Source organism: Streptomyces sp. NPDC008137 (genome assembly GCF_042957035.1).
In the GTDB taxonomy this organism is placed as follows: Bacteria; Actinomycetota; Actinomycetes; order Streptomycetales; family Streptomycetaceae; genus Streptomyces.
Map to the genome: position 1 here is coordinate 155977 of NZ_JBIBHN010000004.1, position 21649 is coordinate 177625.

17 protein-coding genes are annotated in these 21649 nt (G+C 71.8%); 2 read left to right on the forward strand and 15 right to left on the reverse strand.

The genetic code is table 11. The features are described from left to right. Positions 1-34: 34 nt before the first annotated feature. The 12 genes from ACFZBT_RS08870 to solA form a co-directional block, all read right to left on the reverse strand. Positions 35-1318, reverse strand: coding sequence for an FAD-dependent oxidoreductase (locus tag ACFZBT_RS08870; protein WP_391100207.1), 1284 nt, complete (start codon positions 1316-1318; stop codon positions 35-37). A 29-nt stretch (positions 1319-1347) separates the two neighbouring features. Continuing rightward, the gene (locus tag ACFZBT_RS08875) at positions 1348-2013 is read right to left on the reverse strand and encodes a haloacid dehalogenase type II (RefSeq protein WP_391100209.1); all 666 of its coding nucleotides are present in this window, start codon (positions 2011-2013) and stop codon (positions 1348-1350) included. Positions 2014-2056: 43 nt separating this feature from the next. Continuing rightward, positions 2057-2995, reverse strand: coding sequence for an aldo/keto reductase (locus ACFZBT_RS08880; RefSeq protein ID WP_391100211.1), 939 nt, complete (start codon positions 2993-2995; stop codon positions 2057-2059). Further along, positions 2992-4446, reverse strand: coding sequence for an aldehyde dehydrogenase family protein (locus tag ACFZBT_RS08885; RefSeq protein ID WP_391100213.1), 1455 nt, complete (start codon positions 4444-4446; stop codon positions 2992-2994). The genes ACFZBT_RS08880 and ACFZBT_RS08885 overlap by 4 nt, the downstream gene beginning before the upstream one ends. Next, on the reverse strand, positions 4443-5396 hold the full coding sequence (locus ACFZBT_RS08890) for a succinylglutamate desuccinylase/aspartoacylase family protein (protein WP_391100215.1): 954 nt from the start codon (positions 5394-5396) through the stop codon (positions 4443-4445). The genes ACFZBT_RS08885 and ACFZBT_RS08890 overlap by 4 nt, the downstream gene beginning before the upstream one ends. A 41-nt stretch (positions 5397-5437) precedes the next feature. Continuing rightward, positions 5438-6838 carry an aminotransferase class III-fold pyridoxal phosphate-dependent enzyme gene (locus ACFZBT_RS08895; protein ID WP_391100217.1) on the reverse strand — a complete coding sequence of 467 codons (1401 nt, stop codon included), beginning with the start codon at positions 6836-6838 and terminating at the stop codon, positions 5438-5440. Next, the gene (locus tag ACFZBT_RS08900; protein ID WP_391100220.1) at positions 6835-7701 is read right to left on the reverse strand and encodes an ABC transporter permease subunit; all 867 of its coding nucleotides are present in this window, start codon (positions 7699-7701) and stop codon (positions 6835-6837) included. The genes ACFZBT_RS08895 and ACFZBT_RS08900 overlap by 4 nt, the downstream gene beginning before the upstream one ends. Continuing rightward, positions 7698-8618 (reverse strand): ABC transporter permease subunit, encoded by a 921-nt coding sequence (locus ACFZBT_RS08905; protein WP_391100223.1) that lies wholly within the window; start codon positions 8616-8618, stop codon positions 7698-7700. Before ACFZBT_RS08905 ends, ACFZBT_RS08900 begins: the two co-directional genes overlap by 4 nt. 5 nt (positions 8619-8623) lie before the next feature. Continuing rightward, entirely contained in the window at positions 8624-9763 is a 1140-nt protein-coding gene (locus ACFZBT_RS08910; RefSeq protein WP_391100225.1) for an ATP-binding cassette domain-containing protein, read from the reverse strand. Continuing rightward, complete coding sequence (locus tag ACFZBT_RS08915; protein ID WP_391100227.1) at positions 9756-10883, reverse strand: extracellular solute-binding protein; 1128 nt, start codon at positions 10881-10883, stop codon at positions 9756-9758. The genes ACFZBT_RS08910 and ACFZBT_RS08915 overlap by 8 nt, the downstream gene beginning before the upstream one ends. 100 nt (positions 10884-10983) lie before the next feature. Further along, positions 10984-11967, reverse strand: coding sequence for a succinylglutamate desuccinylase/aspartoacylase family protein (locus ACFZBT_RS08920; protein WP_391100229.1), 984 nt, complete (start codon positions 11965-11967; stop codon positions 10984-10986). Positions 11968-11972: 5 nt separating this feature from the next. After that, positions 11973-13106 (reverse strand): N-methyl-L-tryptophan oxidase, encoded by a 1134-nt coding sequence (gene solA, locus ACFZBT_RS08925; protein WP_391100232.1) that lies wholly within the window; start codon positions 13104-13106, stop codon positions 11973-11975. Positions 13107-13379: 273 nt separating this feature from the next. Here solA and ACFZBT_RS08930 point away from each other — a divergent pair, with 273 nt between their 5' ends. Then, the gene (locus tag ACFZBT_RS08930; protein ID WP_189725453.1) at positions 13380-14126 is read left to right on the forward strand and encodes an IclR family transcriptional regulator; all 747 of its coding nucleotides are present in this window, start codon (positions 13380-13382) and stop codon (positions 14124-14126) included. 99 nt (positions 14127-14225) lie between these two features. On the opposite strand, the gene ACFZBT_RS08935 is transcribed toward ACFZBT_RS08930, so the two are convergent. Genes ACFZBT_RS08935 through ACFZBT_RS08945 form a run of 3 tightly spaced genes read right to left on the reverse strand, consistent with a single transcriptional unit; the run spans position 14226 to position 19794 of the window. After that, positions 14226-15665, reverse strand: a complete 1440-nt coding sequence (locus ACFZBT_RS08935) for an aldehyde dehydrogenase family protein (RefSeq protein ID WP_391100234.1) — start codon at positions 15663-15665, stop codon at positions 14226-14228. Further along, a complete protein-coding gene (locus tag ACFZBT_RS08940; protein WP_391100237.1) occupies positions 15662-18529 on the reverse strand; it encodes an FAD-linked oxidase C-terminal domain-containing protein in 2868 nt (955 codons plus the stop codon). Before ACFZBT_RS08940 ends, ACFZBT_RS08935 begins: the two co-directional genes overlap by 4 nt. Continuing rightward, entirely contained in the window at positions 18526-19794 is a 1269-nt protein-coding gene (locus ACFZBT_RS08945; protein WP_391100239.1) for an aminotransferase class III-fold pyridoxal phosphate-dependent enzyme, read from the reverse strand. The genes ACFZBT_RS08940 and ACFZBT_RS08945 overlap by 4 nt, the downstream gene beginning before the upstream one ends. A gap of 222 nt (positions 19795-20016) precedes the next feature. On the opposite strand from ACFZBT_RS08945, the gene ACFZBT_RS08950 reads away from it, so the two are divergent. Then, positions 20017-21630, forward strand: a complete 1614-nt coding sequence (locus tag ACFZBT_RS08950) for a PucR family transcriptional regulator ligand-binding domain-containing protein (RefSeq protein WP_391100241.1) — start codon at positions 20017-20019, stop codon at positions 21628-21630. The last annotated feature ends 19 nt before the right edge of the window (positions 21631-21649 follow it).

The window sequence follows — 21649 nt, forward strand, 5'->3', positions numbered from 1 at the left end:
TCATGTGCATCGAAACGGCAGCCGCGAACGCGCGTCAGCGCAGCTTGTCCTTGGCCTTGTAGTAGGCGCCGCCGAACGGCAGGAACCAGGCGGTGCCGTTGTAGAAGGGCACCGGGACCTTCGGGAAGCCGAGGCCGCGCAGCGGGTTGGCCTCCGGGCGGCCGTCCATCATCTCGGCGACCGCGCGGCCCATGTAGGTCGCCATCTGGACCCCGTGGCCGCAGTACCCCATCGAGTAGTACAGGCCGTCGGTCTCGCCCGCGTGCGGGAGGCGGTCCCAGGAGAAGCCGACCATGCCGCCCCAGACATAGTCGATCCGCACCCCCGCTAGCTGCGGGAAGATCTCGGTCATCTCCCGCTTCAGGATGTCTCCGCTCTTGACGTCGGAGGCCGGGTTGGAGGGGGCGAAGCGGGCCCGGCCGCCGAAGGCGAGTCGGTGGTCCGGTGTGAGGCGGATGTAGTGGCCGATGTTCTTGGAGTCGACCACCAGACGGCCGTTCGGGATGAGCGACTTGGCGCGCTCCTCGCCGAGCGGCTCGGTGACGATGATGAAGCTGCCGACGTTGATGAGCCGTTTGCGGAACCACGGCATCGCCTTGTCGGTGTAGGCGTCGGTCGCGGCCATCACCTGCTTGGCCCGGATGGTGCCGTGCAGCGTCTCGACCACGAAGCCGCCGCCTGGGAGGCGGGTGAGGCCGGTGGCGGCGTTGCGTTCGTGGATCTCCGCGCCGGCCCGTTCGGCGGCCTCGGCGAGTCCGTGGACGTACTTGCCGACGTGCAGGGCGGCGCTCAGCGGGTCGAGCAGGGCGCCGTGGTAGTAGTCCGAGTTGAGCTCCGACTTCAGCTCGGCGGGGGTCAGGAGCCGGGTCTCGTGGCCGAAGTTGTCGGCCAGGTCGCGCTGGGTGGCCCGCATGGAGTCGAAGTGCTGCGGTTTGAAGGCGACTCCGAGGCGGCCGGCGCGGTGGAAGTCGCAGTCGATCCGCTCGGCCTTCGTGATCTCCTCGACCACGTCGACCGCCTCGCGGAAGGCGTCGTACAGCTCGCGGGCGCGCTCCTGGCCGTAGCGTTTGCGGGCCTCACCGACGCCGATGGTGAGGCCCTGGGTGCACATGCTGCCGTTGCGTCCGGAGGCGCCCGAGCCGATCTTGTCCCTCTCGACGAGGACGACCCGGGCGCCCTTGCGGGCGGCGTGGTAGGCGGTGGACAGGCCGGTGAGGCCGCCGCCGATCACCACCACGTCCGCCTCGTCGGGCAGGTCCTTTCCGGAGCGGTCGGGCAGGGCGGGGGCGGTGTCGAGCCAGTAGGGGATCTGCTTCATGGCGTGCGTCCTCACATCCGTTGGTCGGGTCAGCAGCCGAGCAGCTTCGGCAGGCCCGTCATGTCGGGCAGCTCGTCGTAGGGCTGGTAGTCGGCGCTGCCGGGGCGGCCGAAGCGGTTGATCCATACCCGGCGCTTCAGGCCGAGGTCGCGGGTCGGGATGTGGTCGTACTCCCAGCCCTGGGCGGTGTGGATGACCTGGGAGGGCTCGACGCCCATGGTCTTGAAGGCGTGCTCGAAGGTCTGCCGGTCCGGCTTGTACGCGCCGGCCTGCTGGGCGGTGATGACGTGGTCGAACTCGACGCCGATGTTCTCGACGTTCCGCGCGATCAGGTCGTCGTCGGTGTTGGAGATGATCGCGATCTCGTACCTGGTCTTCAGGGCGCGCAGGGCGTCCGGGACCTCCGGGAACGGGCCGAAGGTGGGGACGGCCTCCACGAGGGCGTCACCGTCGGAGGTGCGGTACTCCAGGCCGTGCAGCCGCATGGCGTTGCGCAGACTGGAGTGCAGGACCTCGTGGTAGGGGCGGTAGGCCTCCAGGACGGCCTGGAAGCGCATGACGCGGAAGTCGTCGAGGAACTCGTCGACGTCCAGGTTGTCCAGGTCCAGCCGGTCCTGAAGGACCTTCAGGGTGGTGGGGCCGAGCTGGAAGTCGACCAGGGTGCCGTAGGCGTCGAAGGTGACGATCTCTCGCATGGTGTTCAGCCTCGTTTCGCGGGTTCGGTAGGTGGGAGGGGCGTCAGACGACGCGTTCGCCGGGCGTGACGATCGCGTCGAGTGCGGCCAGGTCGGCGGCACCGGGGATCCAGTCGGCCGCCGCCGCGTTGGCGGTGACCTGCGCGGGGGTCATGGCGCCGCAGATGACCGAGCCGACCGCGGGCAGCGCGGCCAGTCCGCCCACGGCGACCTGGAGCAGGGTCAGGCCGCGTTCGGCGCCGTACGCGGTGAGTGCCTCGACCTTGTCCAGGGCCGCGCCGGTGAGCCAGCCCTGCCGCCAGGACAGCCGGCTGCCGGGCGGGGGCTCCTCGCCGCGCCGGTACTTGCCGCTGAGCAGGCCGTTGGCCAGCGGGTAGTAGGGCAGCAGCCCCAGGCCGTGGCGCAGGCAGGCGGGGATCAGATCGGCCTCCGCGCTCCGGTCGAGCAGGTGGTAGCGGGCCTGCGTCGACACGAACGCGGCGGTGAGTTCCTCGGCCTGGAGGTTGGAGCAGCCGAGGTACCGGATCTTGCCCTCGTCCACGAGTTCGCGCAGGGCGGCGACGGTCTCCTCCAGCGGAGTGAGGCCGTCGGGCTCGTGGTACTGGTACAGGTCGATCCGGTCGGTGCCGAGCCGCCGGAGCGAGGACTCGACGGCGTACCGGATGTAGGGGCGGGCGCCCCGCCGGCCGTACAGGTCGGCGTCGGGGCCCATCTCCATGCCGAACTTGGTGGCGAGGACGACGTCGTCGCGGCGGCCCTTGAGGGCGGCGCCGAGCAGGCGTTCGCCGTCGCCGCGTTCGCCGCCCCGCTCACCGAACCCGCCGTACATGTCGGCGGTGTCGAACAGGGTGATCCCGGCGTCGAGGGCGGCGTGGACGACGGCGTTCGTGCCCTCCTCGTCGAGGCGGGAGCCGAAGTTGTTGCCGCCGACGCCCACCACCGAGACGACCGGGCCCTGTTCACCGAGCGTGCGATACCTCATGACCGGTCCCCGAATCCGATGCAGACGTTCTTCGTCTGGGTGTAGCTCGCCAGCGCCTCCAGGCCCTTCTCCCGGCCCCAGCCGCTGTGCTTGTAGCCGCCGAAGGGCAGCTCGATGCCGCTGCCGGCACTGGTGACGTTGACGTAGACCTGACCGGCCCGGATGCCCTCGGCCAGGCGCATCGCCTGGTCCAGGTCGCGGCTCCAGACATAGGAGGACAGGCCGTACGGGCTGTCGTTGGCGATCCGCAGGGCCTCGTCGGCGTCGTCGAAGTCGATGACGGTGACGACGGGGCCGAAGATCTCCTCGCGGGCGCACCGGGCCTGGTTGGTCAGGCCGGTGAGGACGGTCGGCTCGATGTAGTAGCCGTCGGCGAGTTCGGGGGCGGCAGGTGCTCCGCCGCCGACCCGGGCCACGGCACCTTCCCGCCGGGCCAGTTCCAGGTAGCCCAGGACGCGGTCGCGCTGCCGGGCGGCGACCAGCGGGCCGATGTCCGGGTCCGTGAGGCCCGGTCCGACGCGCAGGCCGGCGATCTTCTCGACCAGCCGGTCCAGGAACTCCTCGGCGCCGCGCTGGAGCAGCAGCCGGGTGCCGGCCGAGCACATCTGGCCGGCGTTGCTGAACGACCAGCCCAGGATCGCGCTCAGCGCCAGGTCGAAGTCGGCGTCGGCGAAGACGACGAACGGCGACTTGCCGCCCAGTTCGGTGACGGAGGGCACCACGTTGGCGGCGGCGGCCTGGGCGACCTTGATGCCGGTGGGCACCGAGCCGGTGAAGGTGACCTGGTCGATGCCGGGGTGCCCGGCGAGGGCCGCGCCGGTCTCGGCGTCGCCGGGTACGACGTTCAGCACGCCCGGCGGCAGCCCGCACTCCAGCGCGATGCGCCCCACCTCCAGCGGGGTGAGCGGCGCCTCCGGGGAGGGCTTGAGCACCACGGTGCAGCCTGCCGCGAGAGCCGGGGCGGAACCGCGGGCCGTGTTCTGGAGGGGGTAGTTGAACGGGATGATCTGGCCGGAGACTCCGATGGGCTCGCGGACGGTGTAGTCGATCAGGCCGGGTCCGAGGGGGATCGTGGAGCCGCCGAGCTTGTCGGCGATGCCCGCGTAGAACTCGAAGTAGCGGGCGGCGGACTCGACGTCCGCCCTGGCCTGGCGGAGGGGCTTGCCGACGTCCTGGCACTCCAGGCGCGCCAGCCGCTCGCCCTCTCCGCGTATCGCGTCCGCGATCCGGGTCAGCAGCCTGCCCCGGTCCGCGGCCCGCATCCGGGCCCACTCGGGTGCGGAGAAGGCCGCGCGGGCCGCCGCCACGGCCTGGTCCACATCCGCCGCTCCGGCCAGCGCCACCTGGGTGAGGGCCGTGCCGTCCGCCGGGTCGAGGACGGTGAAGGCGCGCCCGTCGGCGGCGGGGATCCGCTTGCCGTCGACCAGCAGCAACTGGGGATCGCCGCTCATGGCCTGATCTCTCCCTGCACCTCGCCGAAGATGACGACCTCGTCGCCGGGCCGGACGGTGCGGATCCGGCGCACCCAGAGCACGATGCCGTCCTGCGGGGCGCGGACCTCCTCCAGCGTGTTGCCGTAGTGGTCGACGATGTGGGCGATCAGGTCGCCTTCCTTGCACGTCTCGCCGGGTGCGGCGTGGCCGAGGAAGAAGCCGCCGGCGGCGGAGCGGGCGAAGGTGCCGGAGACGGCGAGGTAGTCGTCCCGCAGCTCGGCCCCGCCGTCGGTCATGTTCAGCTGCCGCATGATGTTGAGGACGGAGTCGATGTGCAGCTGGACGTTCTCCTCGCGGTAGGTGCCGCCGCCCGCCTCGATGGTGATGGCCGGCTTGCCCGCCGCGAGGGTGGGATGGCGGACCGTGCCGCCCCACTTGCCGCCCTTCCAGATCAGCCGGTGCCCGGCGGCCAGGCCGATGCCGGTGGCCAGTTCCTCGTAGCCGCCCTGGACGATGGTGAGCGGGGCGATCTCGCCGAAGGTGCCGCCGGTGTGCAGGTCGACCAGGGCGTCGATGGCCGGGACGACCTGCTCGACGAAGGTGGCGGCCAGGCGCAGTGAGTAGGAGCCGTCCGCGTCGCCGGGGAAGATGCGGTTGAGGTTGAGGTGGTCGAGGCCGCTGGTGCGGGCCGCCGCCTCGAAGGCGGGGGTGTTCATGCAGGGGATGCCGACGAGCGTGCCGCGCAGGCCCACCGGGTCGACCTCGGCGAGGACGCGGCGGATGGCCTCCTGGCCGTCGTACTCGTCGCCGTGCACACCGGCGTCCACGCACAGGACCGGGCCGTCCTCGGTGCCGTTGACGACGATCAGCGGGATGCCGAGCTCCACGCCGTAGGTGCTGGTGCCGACGGGGATCAGACCCTGGGCGCGCTCGCCGGGGGCGACGGTCAGGGGGCCGATGGAGTACATGTGGTTCCTTTCCAGAACGTGTGTCAGATCCAGAACATGCGTCAGAGGCGGGCGGAGGCCTCGTCGAGGGTGGCCGCGATGATGTCGGCGACACGGTCCAGGAGTTCGCGGTCGCTGATCAGCGGGGGCGCGATCTGGACCAGTGGGGCGGCGCGGTTGTAGACGCGGGCGAGCAGCCCGGCCTCGCGCAGCCGGCGCGGGATCAGGTCGGCGACGAGTGCGGTGCGGGCGGTGTCGCTGAAGCGGCCTTCGTCGAGGTCGCCGGTGAGTTCGACGGCGTAGAAGAAGCCGGCACCGCGGACGTCGCCGACGATCGGCAGCCCGGCCAGGGATTCCATGCGCCGGGCCAGACGCGCCTGGTGGCCGCGGACGTTGTCCAGGATCCGGTCCCGCTCCATGATCTCCAGGCTGCGCAGGGCGATGGCCGCGCTCAGCGGGTGGCCGGCGAAGGTGTAGCCGTGGTTGAGGACCGCGCCGGGCCGGTTGATGACCTCGGTGACACGGTCGCTGACGAGCGTCGCTCCCATCGGGGCGTAGCCGGCGGTGATGCCCTTGGCGACGGTGACGATGTCGGGGCGGGCCCCGTACAGGTCGCCGCCGAACCACTCGCCCAGCCGTCCGAAGGCCGTGATGACCTCGTCGGCGACGAGCAGGAACCCGTACCGGTCGGCCAGGGCGCGCAGGCCCGGCCAGTAGCCCTCGGGCGGGGTGATGCAGCCGCCCCGGTTCTGCACGGGCTCGGCGATCAGCATGGCGATGCTGTCCGGGCCCTCGGCCAGGATCGCGGCCTCGAGCTCGGCGAGCAGGCGGGAGGTGAACGTCTCGTCGTCCGTGCGCTCGGGGGCCACGGGCGCGAGGCCGGAGCGGTTGGTGTTGGACACGAACCGGGTCTCGATCGCGCCCGGCCCGTACGGTTCCCGCAGACCGGGGTCGTCGGTGAGCGACAGGGCCCCGAGGGTCAGGCCGTGGTAGGCGCCGCGGCGGGCGATGGCCTTGGTGCGGCCCGCTTCGCCGCGCAGGGCGTGGTAGCGGCGGGCGATCTTCCAGGCGGTCTCGACGGCTTCGGCGCCGCCGCCGGAGAAGAAGGTGTGCTCGATGTCGACGGGGGCGATGCGCGCCAGGCGCTCGGACAGCTCGATGGCCGTGGGGTGCGCGGAGGAGGACCACAGGGGGCTGAAGCACAGCTCGCGCAGTTGACGGTCGGCGGCCTCGGCGAACTCGGGGGCGTAGGAGTAGCCGAGCTGGCAGCAGTACAGGCCGGAGAGGCCGTCGATGTAGCGCTTGCCGTCCGCGTCGTCGACGTAGGGGCCCTCGCCGCGCCGGACGACGAAGAGGTTCTCGCCGGAGCGGCCGAGCGAGCCGTTGGGGGTCATGTTGAGGAGCAGGTGTCTGGCCGCGGTGGCGGAGAGGTCGCCGGCCGGGGCCTGGGTGCTGGTGGTCATCGGGTCTCACTTCCGGCGGGGAGGCTCACGGCGGATTCCGTGGGCAGCAGGCCCGCCTGCTTGCCCGGGCCGCCCAGCCGTCGCACGGCGGCGACCAGGGCGAGGGCGACGACGGCGACCGCGATGAGGATCGCGCTGATGGCGGTCACCGACGGGTCGACGTTGTACTGGAGGACGTTGAACACCTGGACGGGCAGCGTCACGGTGTCCACGGAGGACAGGAACTGCGAGATGAAGAACTCGTCGAAACTGGTGATGAAGGAGAAGATCGCGGCGGCGATCATGCCCGGCGCGGCGAGCGGGAGGGTGATGCGGCGCCAGACGGTCAGCCGGCTCGCGCCCATGCTGGCGGCCGCGTCCTCCAGGCGTTCGTCGATGCCCTTCAGCGTGGCCATGAGGATCATCACCGCGATGGGCGAGGCCAGCACGGTGTGGCCGAAGGCGATGGCGATCGGGCTGCCGAGCATCGCGGCCGGCTCGAAGAGCAGGAACAGGCCGAGGGCGATGACCACCTGGGGGATCACCAGCGGGGCGAGGACCAGGCCGTAGACCGCGGAGCGCAGCGGCAGGTCGCTGCGGACCAGGGCGGTGGCCGCCGTGATGCCGAGGACGAGGGAGAAAACGGTCGTCAGGGAGGCGACCAGGACGCTCAGCGAGAGCGCGGCCGGCCATTTGCTGCCGTCGGCGAACAACTGCTCGTACCAGCCGAGGGTCCAGGCCTCCGGCGGGAAGGAGCCGAAGGCGTCCTTCCCGAAGGAGGTGACGACGATGACGATGATCGGCATGGCCAGGAACAGCAGGATCAGTGTGGACAGGACGGCCAGGGCGATGCGTCCGGCGAGGGTGGCACGCAGTTCGATCATGACGCCGTCCCCCGGTTCCGGTAGGCCTCGCCCGCCGACTTCAGCAGCCGCAGCAGGATCAGCCCGGCGAAGGTGAAGAGCAGCAGGATGATGCCGAGCGCCGAGGCGCCGTTCCACTGGTTCTGCTTCATGACCTGCTCGTCGATGAGCGAGGCGACCATGGTCTGCTTCTCGCCGCCCATCAGGGCGGGCGTGAGGTAGTAGCCGAGGCAGAGGATGAAGCACAGGACGCCGGCGTTGACCAGGCCGGGTGCCACCAGGGGCACGTAGACGCGGCGGAAGATGGTGATCTTTCCGGCGCCCATGCTGGCCGCGGCGGCCAGCAGCCGGCGGTCGATGCCCTTCATGACGGCGTACAGCAGCAGCACGGTGTACGGCAGCATCACGGCGGTGGTGCCGATGACGACGCCGATCTCGTTGTAGAGCAACTGGAAGGGGGCGCCGGGGAAGTGCGTGTCGGTCAGGGCGTTGTTCACCACGCCGTTGTCACCGAGCAGGATGATCCAGCCGTAGGTGCGCACCAAGGCACTGATGAAGTGCGGGACGACCACCACGAGCATCGCGAGGCCCGCCCACAGGGGCTTGAGCCGGCAGATCGCGGAGGCCAGCACGAAGCCGACGACCAGGCTGATCAGTGAGGTCTCGGCGGAGATCCGCAGGGTGGTGAGCAGGATCTCCAGGTTGGCGCCGCGGAAGGCGTCGGCGTACCAGTGGAGGGTGAAGCCGCCGGCCTGATCCTCGATGCTCAGCATCAGGGTGCTGAAGATCGGATAGACGAAGAGGATCAGCAGGTAGAGGACGACGGGCGCGGCGTTGAGCAGTCCGAAACGGGTGCGGCGGTCGGACAGCACGCGGGCCGGTCGTTTCTTACGGGGCACCGGGGCCGCGGGGCGGGATGCGGGAGCGAGTACGGCCACGGTCTTCACCCCCCGCTTTCCGTGTCGGGGAAGACGCTGACGTTCGCGGGGTCCGCGGTGAGGCCGACGCGCTCGCCGAATGAGGGAGCGCGTCCGGCGGGCAGTTCGAGCCGTACGAGTTCGGTGTCGGCGCCGCCCATGGGACGGACGGTGACGCGTACGAGCGTCCCGACATAGGTGACCGTCTCGACGGTCCCGGTACAGAACCCCTGGTCGGGCGGGCACAGGACGAGCCGGCCGGGCTGGACCGCCGCGCGCACCCGCGCTCCGTCCGGGACGGCCTGCGGCCGGGCCGTGATCAGGCCGCCCGAGTCGAGCCGGACGGTGACGCGCTCCCCCGTCCGCGCCTCCAGGTGGCCCGGGAGGAAGTTGGCGGCGCCGAGGAAGTCGGCGACGAACGGGGTGCGCGGGCGTTCGAAGAGTTCCCGCGGGGTGTCGAACTGGTCGATCCGTCCGTCCCGCATGACCGCGATGCGGTCGGAGAGGACCAGGGCCTCTTCCTGATCGTGCGTCACGTAGATGACGGTCAGGCCTAGTTCCTGCTGGATGCGTTTGATCTCGGTCTGGAGCTGGTCGCGCAGTTTCTTGTCGAGGGCGCCCAGCGGTTCGTCCATCAGGATGACCGGGGGCCGGTAGACCAGGGCCCGGCACAGCGCGACGCGCTGTTGCTGGCCGCCGGACAGTTCGCGCGGCCGGCGGCGGGCCATGGCCGACAGGCCGGCCATCTCCAGGGTCTCGCCGACCCGGCGGCGCTGGTCCGCCTTGGACACGCCGCGCAGGGTCAGCGGGAAGGCGACGTTGTCCCACACCGTCATGTGCGGGAAGAGCAGGTACTGCTGGAAGACGAAGCCCAGTCCGCGTTTCTGCGGGGCAAGGCGGGTGACGTCACGGCCGCCGACGACGATGCTGCCGGAGTCGGGCTCGCAGAACCCGGCGATCATCATCAGGGTGGTGGTCTTGCCGGAGCCGGACGCTCCCAGGAAGGTGACGAACTCCCCCGCCGCGATCTCCATGGAGACCTCGTCGACAGCGGTGACGCCACCGTAGGTCTTGCGAAGTCGCGTGACGGACAGGGGCTTTCCGGTGCCGGTCGGCATCGACGGGGCGGCGAGCGAGGGTTCGGGCATCACGTTCAGGTCAGGCATGCGTCCACTCCTGCCAGCGCTTGGACACGGCGTCCTGGTTCTTGATCCACCACTCGACGTCCAGGTCGAAGCCGCTCTTCAGGTGCTCGGGCGAGCTGCCCAGGTTGGCGGCCGTGGCGGGCTTGAGCTTCTTGTAGGCGGCGGGCACCGAGGGGGCCATGGGGTAGATCTCGGCGTAGGCGGCCTGCACCTCGGGGCGCAGCGAGAAGTCGATGAGCCGGTAGGCGGCGTCCAGGTTGGCGGCTCCCTTGGGGATGCCGAGCCCGTTGCTCTGGCGGCGGGCGCCGTTCCACTGGTAGGCGAGGGGTGCGCCGCCCTTGATCAGGGCGTCCAGGCGGCCGTGCCAGACGCTGGAGGCGTCGACCTCCTTGCGGCCCAGCAGCACGCCGGGCAGGGCGCCGGTGTCCCAGAACTTCCGGACGTGGGACTTGATCTCGCCGAGGACCTTGAAGGCACGGTCGACGTCGAGGGGGTAGAGCTTGTCGAGGGGCACGCCGTCGGCGAGGAGGGCGAATTCCAGCTCGGGCAGGTCGGCGTCGAGGGCCTGGAGGGCGCGGTTGCCGGGGAACGCCTCGGTGTCCCAGAAGTCGACCCAGGAGGAAGGTTTCTTCCCTCCGAAGGCGTCCGTGCGGTACGCCATCACGCTGGCCCAGTAGTTCTTGCCGACCGCGTTGGGGGTGACGAGGTTCTTCGCGACGCCGGCCTTCTTGAAGTTCTTCAGCCGGTCGTAGTCCAGGGCCTGGGTGCCGCCCTCCTGCTGGAAGAGCACGAAGTCGGCCATCGAGTCGTCGATGACGTCGAACTCGGGGCGGCCCTGCTTGATCTGGGCGAGCATCTGGGCGTACTCGATGTTCACCACCTTGACCTGGATGCCGGTCTCCTTGGTGAACGGCTCGTAGATCGCCTGCTGGTTGGCGTCGCCGTAGGAACCGCCGCTGTTGCGGACGACGAGCGTCTTGGAGCTCTTGCCGCCGCTGCCGACGGAACGGCTGGTGCCGGTGCCGCAGGCGCTGAGGGTGCCGGCGGCCGCGATGCCTGCGGCGGCTCCGCCGACGCCGCGCAGGAACGCTCTGCGGTCGATCCGGGCGCCACGCGGCTGAGCCGCAAGTCGATTCGGCACGGGGGCCTCCTGGGGGTGCTGTTCGGGATGGGGAGCGTGGGGGTGTGGCGTGCTCTGGGGTCTCGTCCTGTGGGGTGCGGGCGTACGTCAGGGGGTGGGATCAGGGGGCCGGGTCCCGGGGAGCGGGCGCGGCGATGGCGGCGAGTTCGGCGCCGGGGGCGACGGTCAGTCCGTGCATCGCGTAGAAGACGCGTCCGGAGGCGGGGGTGTGGATCTTGTGCTCCCGGCCGTCGGCCGGGTCGATGACGTGGCCGATGACCTGGCCCTCGGTCACGTCGTCGCCGAGGGAGAACTCGGGGTACCAGAGGCCGGTGGCGTCGGACGTGATGCCCGCGACCCAGACCCATTCGCGGACGGCGGTGCCGTTCCGGCCCTCGGTCTCCAGGGCGCCGAGCCGGGCCAGCACTCCGTACAGGCCGTCGACCAGGCGCCGGGCGACGGCCTGGTCCCGTTCGCCGAGCTTGCCCGTCTCGACGAGGATCGCCGGGATGCCCTGGCGGGCGGCGGCCGCGTGGCTGTTGCCGCCCTCGGCGTTCAGCCCGAGGATGACGTCCTCGATGCCGGCCGAGCGGGCCATGTCGGCGGTCCTGGCGTCGAGTTCGGGGGTCCCGGTGAGGCGGTAGCCGACGAAGTCGCGCAGGACCTCGTCGATGCCGCCGGAGTGCAGGTCGATGTACGCTTCCGCGCCGTCCAGCAGCTGCGCGAAGATCCAGGCGGCGAGCCGCTCCGTTGGGCTGCCCTCGGGATCGCCGGGGAAGACGCGGTTGATGTTGACGCCGTCGACCGGGGAGACGCCGAGCCGGCCCTGGTACACGGCCGGGGGGTTGGCGACCGGGCAGAGGACGATCTGGCCGCGCACCTGGCCGGGCTCCAGCAGGGCCGCGAGCCGGGTGGCGGCGTCGATGCCGGTGAACTCGCCGCCGTGCACGCCCGCCGTGATGACGACGCGGGGGCCGGGCCGGGCACCGTTGACCAGGGTCAGCGGGATGTCGACGGTGAGAGTGCCGAGGTCGGCGGGGACGGTGCCGCGGGTCTTGGTGCCGGGCTCGGCACTCAGGGAGCCGACGGTCAGTTGCTCGGTCATGGTCGTCAGGCCTCCGTGCGGTCCTGGGTGGAGATGAAGTCGATGGGCCGGGACGAGGTGCCGTCCAGCGCCAGGTCCGCCGCGATGTCGCCGAAGGCGGGCGAGAGCTTGAAGCCGTGGCCGGAGAAGCCGGCGAGCAGGACCAGGTTCTCCGCGCCGGGCAGGGGGCCTACGAGCGGGCGGCTGCTCTCGGTGTAGCCCTCCATGTAGACGGAGAGACGGACCGGGTCGGGATTCAGGTCCGGCATGTAGCGGCCCATCAGCTCCGTGAAGATCTCCAGCTCTTCGGGCGCCACCGTGCGGTCGAGGCGGTTCGGGTCGCCGGCCGGGCGGTGCAGGGCGCGGGACAGGCCCAGCTTCACGGAGACGCCGTCCGGGGAGGGCAGTCCGTAGCAGTGGGTGGGGGCGGTGCGGATGAACGCCGGGCGCTCCTCGCCGAACCAGGCGTCGGTGGTGGGCACGTACCAGGCGCTGAGCAGCCGGCGGACGTCCACCTCCCACGGCAGGTCGGGCAGCAGGTCGTTCACCCACGGGCCGGGGCTGACCACGGCCGCGTCGAACCGCTCGTGGCCGGCGTCGGTGCGGACCTCCACCCCGTTGCCGGTGGGCACGATCTCGCGGACGGTGGTGTAGCGGTGGATGCGGGCGCCCAGCTCCTCCGCGCGGCGGGCGGCGGTCTGGACGGTCAGCTCGGGCCGGATGAAGCCCGCGCGCCGGTCGAGCACGGCGGCGTCGCCGTCCTCGATCCGGAACTGCCCGAAGCGCTTGGCGAGCGCGTCGGCGTCGAGCACCTCGTGGTCGAGGCCGTGCTCGGCGATCGACTGCAGGACGGTGGCCATCTGCTGGTGCGCGGTGGGCCCCATCAGCAGGCATCCGGTCAGACGGCGCAGCTCGCGGCCGGTCTCCCGCTGGAGCGTCTCCCACAGGGCGTCGGCGTGCTGGAGCAGCGGCACGTAGCGGGAGTCCTCGAAGTGGGCGCTGCGGAAGATCCGGGTCTCGCCGCCGGCGGCACTGCGGTCGTGGCCCGGGGCGAAACGGTCGAAGCCGACGACCTCGGCTCCGCGGGCGGCCAGGCGCCAGGCGGCCTGAGCGCCCATCGTTCCGACGCCGACGACGGCGACGCGCTTCTTGGCAGACACGAGGGGGTTCCTTTCGTCTCCCGGGGCGCGGATGCTGTACGCCCGGTATACGGACTCTGGAATTCCGGAAGGGACGGCGTTAGGCGATGGGCCCAAGGGCCATGGCTCGCACTGTCCGGGGGGAGGGGGCTTCAGGTTGCTTCTTCGCCAACCTGCTGTGCCACATTGTGGAACGGTGTGCTAGAATCTGGCACGAGAATGGCAGTGGCGAGGAGGGGAGTCAAGGGGTGTACGCAAGGGATTCCGCGAGTTAACGGGGGAAATCAGATGGAAATGAAGAGCGTGACCAGGTCTTTGCGAATCCTGGAAGCGGTCGCGCAGCACCAGCCAGTGACGGTGGGGGAACTGACCAAGCTCTTCGGGCTGCCCAAGTCGACCGTGCAGCGCACGCTGGTCACTCTGAACGAGGCCGGGTGGCTGCGGGCGAACCGCAAGGACACCACGCGCTGGGAGATCGGCGCCCGCGTGCTCGCGGTGCGGCCGGCGGCGCTTCAGGGATCGAGTCTCTTCGCGGCCGCGCGGGAGCCCATGATCCGGCTGCGGGACGCGCTGAACGAGACGATCCACCTGTCGGTGCCGGACGCGCTGCAGTGCATGGTGGTCGTGGACCGGGTGGACTGCCACCACGCGGTGCGGACGTTCCACGCGATCGGCGACACCTCGCCGCTGCACGCCACCGCCACGGGACGTACGGTCCTGGCCCACCTGCCGCCCGCCGACGTCGAGGAACTGGTGGAGCGGGGGCTGGAGAGCTACAGCGACGCGACGCTCGTCGATCCGGCCGAGCTGCGCGCCGAGCTGAAGCGGGTGCGCACCGACGGCTACGCGCTCAACCGCAACCAGTACCGCCCGGACGTCTGCGCGATCGCCGCGCCCGTCCTCGACGAGGACGGCACACCGCTCGCCTCCGTGGCCGTCTCCCTGCCCGACTCGCGCTACGACGAGGCACGGCTGCCCGAGTGGGGCCGTCTGGTCGCCGACACGGCGACGGAGATCACCAACCGCCGCCTGGGCGCGTAACGGCCCGGGACGCGTGACAGGCCCCCTGGTGACGACCGGCACCAGGGGGCGTGGCACGTCACGGAGTCAGGCGCCCGGACGCGTCGGTCGGATACGCCCTCACCGCACGGGCACCGCGACGTACTGGTACTCCAGGAACTCGTCGATGCCGACCCGGCCGCCCTCACGGCCGAGCCCGGACTGCTTGACCCCGCCGAAGGGCGCGGCCGGGTTGGAGACCAGGCCGGTGTTCAGGCCCACCATGCCCACCTCCAGGCCCTCACTGACGCGCAGGCCGCGGTCGAGCCCCTCGGTGAAGACATAGCCGACGAGACCCCAGGGCGTGTCGTTGGCCCGGCGCAGGACCTCGTCCTCGTCGTCGAAGGTGAGGATCGCGGCGACCGGGCCGAAGATCTCCGTGTCCATGAGACGGCTCTCGGGGGAGACATCCGCGAGCACGGTCGGCGGGTAGAAGCAGCCCGGCCCCTCCGGCGTCCGGCCGCCGACCAGCACCTGGGCGCCGCGCTCCACCGCGTCGGCGACCAGCTCCTCGACCTTGGCACGCCCGACGGTGTCGATCAGCGGGCCGACGTCCACGCCGTCCCGGGTGCCGGGGCCCACCACGAGCGCGCCCATCCGCTCGGCGAGCCGCCGCCCGAACTCCTCGGCGACCGGCCGGTGGACGAAGAAGCGGTTCGCGGCGGTGCAGGCCTCGCCCATGTTGCGCATCTTGGCGACCATCGCGCCGTCGACGGCCACGTCCAGGTCGGCGTCGTCGAAGACGATGAACGGCGCGTTGCCGCCCAGCTCCATCGACGTCCGTACGACGGTGTCGGCGCACTGCGCGAGCAGCAGCCGGCCGACGGCCGTGGAGCCGGTGAAGGACAGCTTGCGGATCCGGCCGCCGCGCAGCAGCGGTTCGCAGACCTCTCCGGCGCGGGAGGTGGTGACGACGTTCAGCACACCGTCCGGCAGCCCGGCCTCCTTCAGGATCCCGGCGAGGGCGAGGCTGGACAGCGGGGTCTGCGGGGCCGGCTTGAGGATCATCGTGCAGCCCGCGGCGATCGCCGGGCCGATCTTGCGGGTGCCCATGGCCAGCGGGAAGTTCCACGGCGTGATCAGCAGGCAGGGGCCGACCGGGCGGCGGGAGAGGAACATGCGGTTGCGGCCGTCGGGCAGCGTGCCGCACCCCCCGTCGATCCGCACGGCCTCCTCGGAGAACCAGCGGAAGAACTCGGCGGCGTACGCCACCTCTCCCCTGGCCTCGGCGAGCGGCTTGCCCATCTCGGATGTCATCAGGCGGGCGAGTTCGTCGGTGCGCTCCAGGATGATCTCGTGCGCGCGGCGCAGGATCTCGCTGCGCGCCCGGGGTGCCGTACGGGCCCATGCGGCCTGGGCCTGGACGGCCGCCTCCTCCGCGAGCCTGGCGTCCTTGGCACCCGCGTCGGCGACATGGCTGAGGATCTCGCCGGTGGCGGGGTCGTCGACGGGCATGGTGGCGCCGTCCGCGGCGTCCACCCAGGCACCGCCGATGAACAACTGGTTCAGAACCTCGGTCATGATGTCTCTCCTGGTCGGTCGGCGGAGGGGTCGAGGAGTTCCGCGAGGTGCAGGGCGCGGATGCCCCGGTCACCGGCGAGGTGGTCGATCTGGGTGGCGCAGCTGAAGCCGTCGGCCACGACGCTCCGCCCGTCGAGGGCGTCGAGGCGGGGCTTGAGAGCCAGGTCCGCGACCGCCATCGAGGTGTCGTAGTGCTCCGCCTCGAAGCCGAAGTTCCCGGCGAGTCCGCAGCAGCCCTCGGCCTCGTCGACCGTGCGTACACCGAGGCGGCGCAGCAGGTCGGCGGGGCGGCGGCCCTTGAAGGTGGCGTACTCGTGGCAGTGGGTCTGCAGGACGACGTCCCGGGGCAACGGCGGCGGGGTCCAGCCATGGTCGGCGAGGTCGGTGAGAGCCCCGGTGAAGGTGTGGACGCGGTCGGCGACGCGCTGGGCGGCCTCGGTGCCGAGCAGTTCGGGCACGTCGCGTTTGAGGGCGGCGGCGCAGCTGGGCTCGGCCACGATGATCGGCCGGTCGTCGCCGTCGTCGAGGTGGGCGACCGTACGGGCCATGATCCTGCGGGCCACGGACAGCTGCCCGGTGCTGACCCAGGTCAGTCCGCAGCACAGGCCGTCTTGCGGTGTGCAGGGAACACCGGCGTCGGCGAGGACCCGGCTCGCCGCTCCCGCGACCTGGGGGCGGAAGGCCCGGGTGAAACTGTCGATGAACAGCAGGGCCTTCGCCGGTTCTCCGGTTTTCGCCGCACGCAGGGTTTTCCGCAGGGCGCGCCGGGAGGCGAAGGCGGGGATCCTGCGCTTCGTGGTCACGCCGCCGAGGCGGGCGAGGAGCCTGCCGAACGGTCCGCGCAGCAGCAGATTGACCGGTCGGGCCGCGTATCCGGCGAGGGCGGAGGTCCTGGGCAGCCAGCCGAGCGAGTAGTGGGAGCGGGGCCTGAGCCTGCCCTTGTAGTGCTGGTGCAGGAACTCCGCCTTGTACGTCGCCATGTCGACGCCGACCGGGCAGTCGCTGGAGCAGGCCTTGCAGGACAGGCACAGATCGAGGGCGTCCTTGACCTCGGTCGAGCGCCAGCCGTCCTGGACGGCCTCGCCGCGCACCATCTCCTGGAGCATGCGGGCCCGGCCGCGGGTGGAGTCGTTCTCCTCCCCCGTGGCCCGGTAGCTCGGGCACATGACGCCGCCGGAGTCGCTGCGGCAGCGGCCGATGCCGACACAGCGGCGCACGGCGCCCGTGAAGCCGTCCGTGTCGTGCGGGAAGGTGAACGACGTGTCGAGGAACGGGAGTTCACGCAGCGCGAGGTCGGCGTCCAGAGGAGCCGGCTCGACGATGACTCCGGGGTTGAGCAGCCCGTCCGGGTCGAAGATCCGCTTGAACGCGGCGAACGCGCGGATCATGCGGTGGCTGTACATGACCTCCAGCAGTTCGCTGCGGGCCCGTCCGTCACCGTGCTCGCCCGACAGGGTGCCGCCGTGCGAGACGACCAGCGTGGCCGCCTCGGAGAGGAACCGCCGCATGACGGCCCGGCCGGTGTCCGTGGCCGGGTCGAAGTCGACCCGTACGTGGACGCAGCCCGCGCCGAAGTGCCCGTACAGCACACCGGTCAGCCCGTGCGAGGCCAGCAGTGTGCGGAAGTCGCGCAGATAGGCGGCGAGGTTCTCGGGGGCGACGGCCGCGTCCTCCCAGCCGGGCCAGGACTCCCCGCCGTCGACGAGGCGGGCGGCGAGTCCGGCCCCGTCCTCGCGGACCCGCCACAGCGAGCGTCGCTCGGCCGGGCTCTCGACGACCCGTCCGCCGGTCAGCCTGCCCTGTGCCTTCAGCACGTCGAGCAGTTCGGCGGCGCGGGCGTCGACCGCGGCCTGGTCCTCGCCCTCGAGTTCGACGTAGAGCCAGGCGCGTCCCTCGGGCAGGCCGGTGACGGAGTCCGGGCCGCGCCGGACGCGCATGGTGGCCACGATCGCCTCGTCCATGCCCTCCACCGCGCTCGGCGAGAAGCGCAGGATCTCCGGCACGTCCTCGGCCGCCTCGACCACATCCTCGTAGCCGAGCGTCAGCAGCGCCGATGCCTGTGCGGTCGCCACCAGGCGGACCGTCGCTGCGGTGACGACCGCACAGGTGCCTTCGGTGCCCACGAGCGCGCGGGCCATGTCGAAGCCGTTCTCCGGGAGCAGGCGGTGCAGCTGGTAGCCGGAGACCTGGCGCGGGATCCGGCCCAGTTCGGTGCGGATCGGCTCCAGGTTGTCCTCGATCAGCTTCCGGAGGTCGGATTCGAGCCGGGCGATGATTCCGGCGTCGCTGGGATCGACCGGGTGCAGCCCGGAGCGGTCGGCGACGGCCCGCACGCCGTCCGCCGTCACGATCTCCAGGGCCTCGACATGGCCGCTGGTCCGCCCGTCGCGCACCGACCGGTTGCCGCACGCGTCGTTGCCGATCATGCCGCCGAGGGTGCAGCGGCTGTGCGAGGACGGGTCGGGACCGAAGTCGAGCCCGTGCAACGCGGTCGCGCCGCGCAGCGCGTCCAGGACGACACCGGTCTCGACCCGCGCGGTGCGGGCCTCGGGGTCGATGTCCAGGATCCGGTTCAGGTGCCGGGAGAAGTCCAGGACGACTCCGAGTCCGACGGCGTTGCCCGCCATGCTGGTGCCGCCGCCCCGTGCCGTGACCGGCACGCCCGCCTCCCGGCAGGCCCGCAGCACCGCGACCACGTCGTCGGCGGTGCGCGGGAAGGCCACGGCCCACGGCAGCACCCGGTAGTTGGAGGCGTCGTAGGCGTACGGGCCCGTCGCCCCCGGGCCGGTCTCCACCCGCAGGCCGGGCGCGATCTCGGCGATACGGGCCGTCAGACCCGCCAGGTCGCGGGCGGCGGTGGTCATCGGTCTCCGGCTCCCGACGTGCCGGCCTCGACCGCCTTCGCCCAGGCCCGCAGGCCGTCGTCCACTCCGGCCTCGTCGATGACGAGCGCCGGGATCATCCGGACCACCTGGTTCCAGGCGCCGCACAGCAGCAGGAGCAGTCCCTCGTCGACGGCGGCGCGCTGGACGCGGGCGGCGGTCTCGGGGTCGGGGCTGCCGTCCTCGGTGACGAACTCGCTGGCGAGCATGAGGCCGAGGCCGCGGACGTCGCCGATGCCGGGCGTGCGGTCGGCCACCGCCTCCAGGCCCTGGCGCAGCCGCTTGCCCATCGCCTCGGCGTTCTCGACGAGCTTCTCGTCCCGTACGACGTCGAGGGTGGCGCAGGCCGCGGCGCAGGCGACGGCGTTGGCGCCGTACGTGCCGCCCTGGGAGCCGGGCCAGGCCTTGGCCATCAGTTCCTCGGAGGCGGCGATGCCGGAGATCGGGAAGCCGCTGGCGATTCCCTTGGCGGTGACGAGGATGTCCGGGGTGACGCCGAAGTGGTCGTGGCCCCAGAAGCGTCCGGTGCGGCCGACGCCGGTCTGCACCTCGTCGAGGATCAGCAGGAAGCCGTGCCGGTCCGCCCGCTCCCGCAGCCCCTCAAGGAAGGCGCGGTTCGCGGGCACGTACCCGCCCTCGCCGAGCACCGGCTCGACGATGATGGCGGCCGTGTCGGCGGGCGACGAGATCGTCTGGAGGGTGTAGTCGAGTTCCTGGAGGGCGAAGCGGGTGGCGGCCTCCTCGTCCCAGCCGTACCGGTAGGCCGTCGGGAACGGCGTGACGACCACACCGCTCATCAGCGGGGAGAAACCGGACCGGAAGCGGATCCCGGAGGTCGTCATGGAGGCGGCGGCGACCGTACGGCCGTGGAAGCCGCCGTGGCAGACCAGCACGTTGGGACGGCCGGTGGCCTGGCGGGCCAGTCGCAGCGCCGACTCGACGGCCTCGCTGCCGGAGTTGGTGAAGAACAGGCTGTCCAGGCCCGCCGGCAGCACCTCGCCGAGCTTGTCGACGAGGCGGCGCAGCGGCTGGTGCATGACGGTCGTGTACTGGCCGTGGATCAGCGTGCCCACCTGCTCCTGCGCCGCCGCCACGACCTTGGGGTGGCAGTGCCCGGTGCTGGTGACGCCGATGCCGGCGGTGAAGTCGAGGTAGCGGCGGCCGTCCTCACCGTAGAGATGGACGCCCTCGCCCCGGGCGGCCACCACGGGCGTGGCCTGGCGAAGGTGCGGCGACAGTGCGGTCATGTTGGTCTCCCGGCCGTACGTCGAGGTCTGCTTGCGGTGATCCGCGGTACTGGTCCGACACCCCGAGCATCCGGGCCGCCGCGCGACGCGACAACGCGTGATCTGTCCAGCCGGAACGCGTTGTTCGGACGTTGTGTCAACCACCGGACCCCCCTGGTACCGCCCGTCCTTCCCGTGGACAGCTCTTGCGCAGGTCAGTGCCGCTTGTCAGAGTGACCAGGCATGCAGGGAGCCACCGTGAACCCACACCCGCCGAGCGTCGCCGACGTCCTGGCCCTGCCCGTCCTGGCCGCCGGGCAGCCCCAGGTCGTCACCGGGCTGGCCGAGCTGGACCGGCCGGTGCGCTGGGTGCACATCACCGAGCTGACGGACCCGGCGTCCTTCCTCAAGGGCGGCGAGCTGGTCCTGACCACGGGCATGCCCCTGCCCGACGACGCCGCGGGTGTCCGCCGGTACGTCGACGAACTCACCGAGGTGGGCGCTGCCGCCCTGGTCATCGAGCTGGTACGGCGCTACCACCGGCCGCCCGACGCCCTCGTCCAGGCCTGCCACGCCCGGGGTCTGCCCCTGGTCACTCTCGCGCGGGACGTCAACTTCCTGGAGGTCACGCAGGTCGTCCACGCCCTCATCCTCGGCAGCCAGGCTGACGCGATGCGCCGGACCCAGCGGATCCACGAGGCGTTCACCGCCCTGACGCTGCGCGGCGCGGGCCCTGAGGACGTGGTGCGCGCGGCGGCGGAGATGAGCGGCCGCACGGTCGTCCTGGAGAACCTGGTGCACCAGGCGCTGATCTGCGAACCGTCCGGGAGCACGGTGGAGGAGGCGCTCGGCGACTGGGAACAGCGCTCGCGGGCCACCGAGCCCGGTGACCACACCGGGGCGGGCGGCCCGGAGGGCTGGCTCACGGCGCCCGTCTCCTACCAGGGCGAACGCTGGGGCCGTCTGGCCATGCTCCAGGCCCCCGCCGACGGCCCGGCCTTCGGGCCGGAGCACATCACCGTCCTGGAGCGGACGGCGATGGCCCTGACCGTCGCCCGGCTCATCCACTCCACGCCCTGGGAGCACACGGCCCACCGCACCGCCCTGCGGGAGCTGGCGGAACAGCGCCACCACTCCCCCGAGGACGCCCGCGCCCGCTGTGCCGCGCTGGGCCTGCCCACGGAGGGCAGCCGCTACCTGGCGATCCTCGCCGACCTGGGCCCGGGTGCCGAGGGAGGCGAGCTGGAGGCCCGGCTGCACAGCGAGCTGCGATCGGCGGGGGTGCCGGCCCTCGTCGGCGAGCTCGCCCCCGGCCGCCTCGGGATCCTGCCGGCCCTGCGTCCCGACCGGCCCTGGCGCCCCGTGGCGGAACGGCTGTGCCGCACCGTGCTGGGGCTGGTCCCGGGGGCGATCGTCGGCGTCGGCTCGGAGGTGGCGGACCTCGCCGACACGGCACGCTCCTTCCGGGAGGCGGCCCGTGTCATAGAGGCCACCCCGCCCGGCCAGGTCCCTCCCCCGGACCGTTCCTTCCACGAGCTGCCGGACATCGACCTGCGCCGGCTGCTGTACGCCCTGCGCGAGGACACGCGCGTCCAGGACTACACCGAGCGCCGCCTCGGCCGGCTCATCGACCACGACACCCGGCACGGCACCGAGCTGCTCACGACACTGGGCCACTACCTCGACGCCGCCGGCAACAAGACCACCGCGGCCCGTCGCGGCGGTCTGTCCAGGGAGACCATGTACCAGCGCCTGCGCACCATCGAACGACTCCTCGACTCCGACCTGGAATCCGGGGAGCGCCGAACCGAACTCCACGTGGCGCTCACGGCGTTGCGTGTCCTGCGCGAGGGGTGAAGGGGGCCTCAGCCGCGGA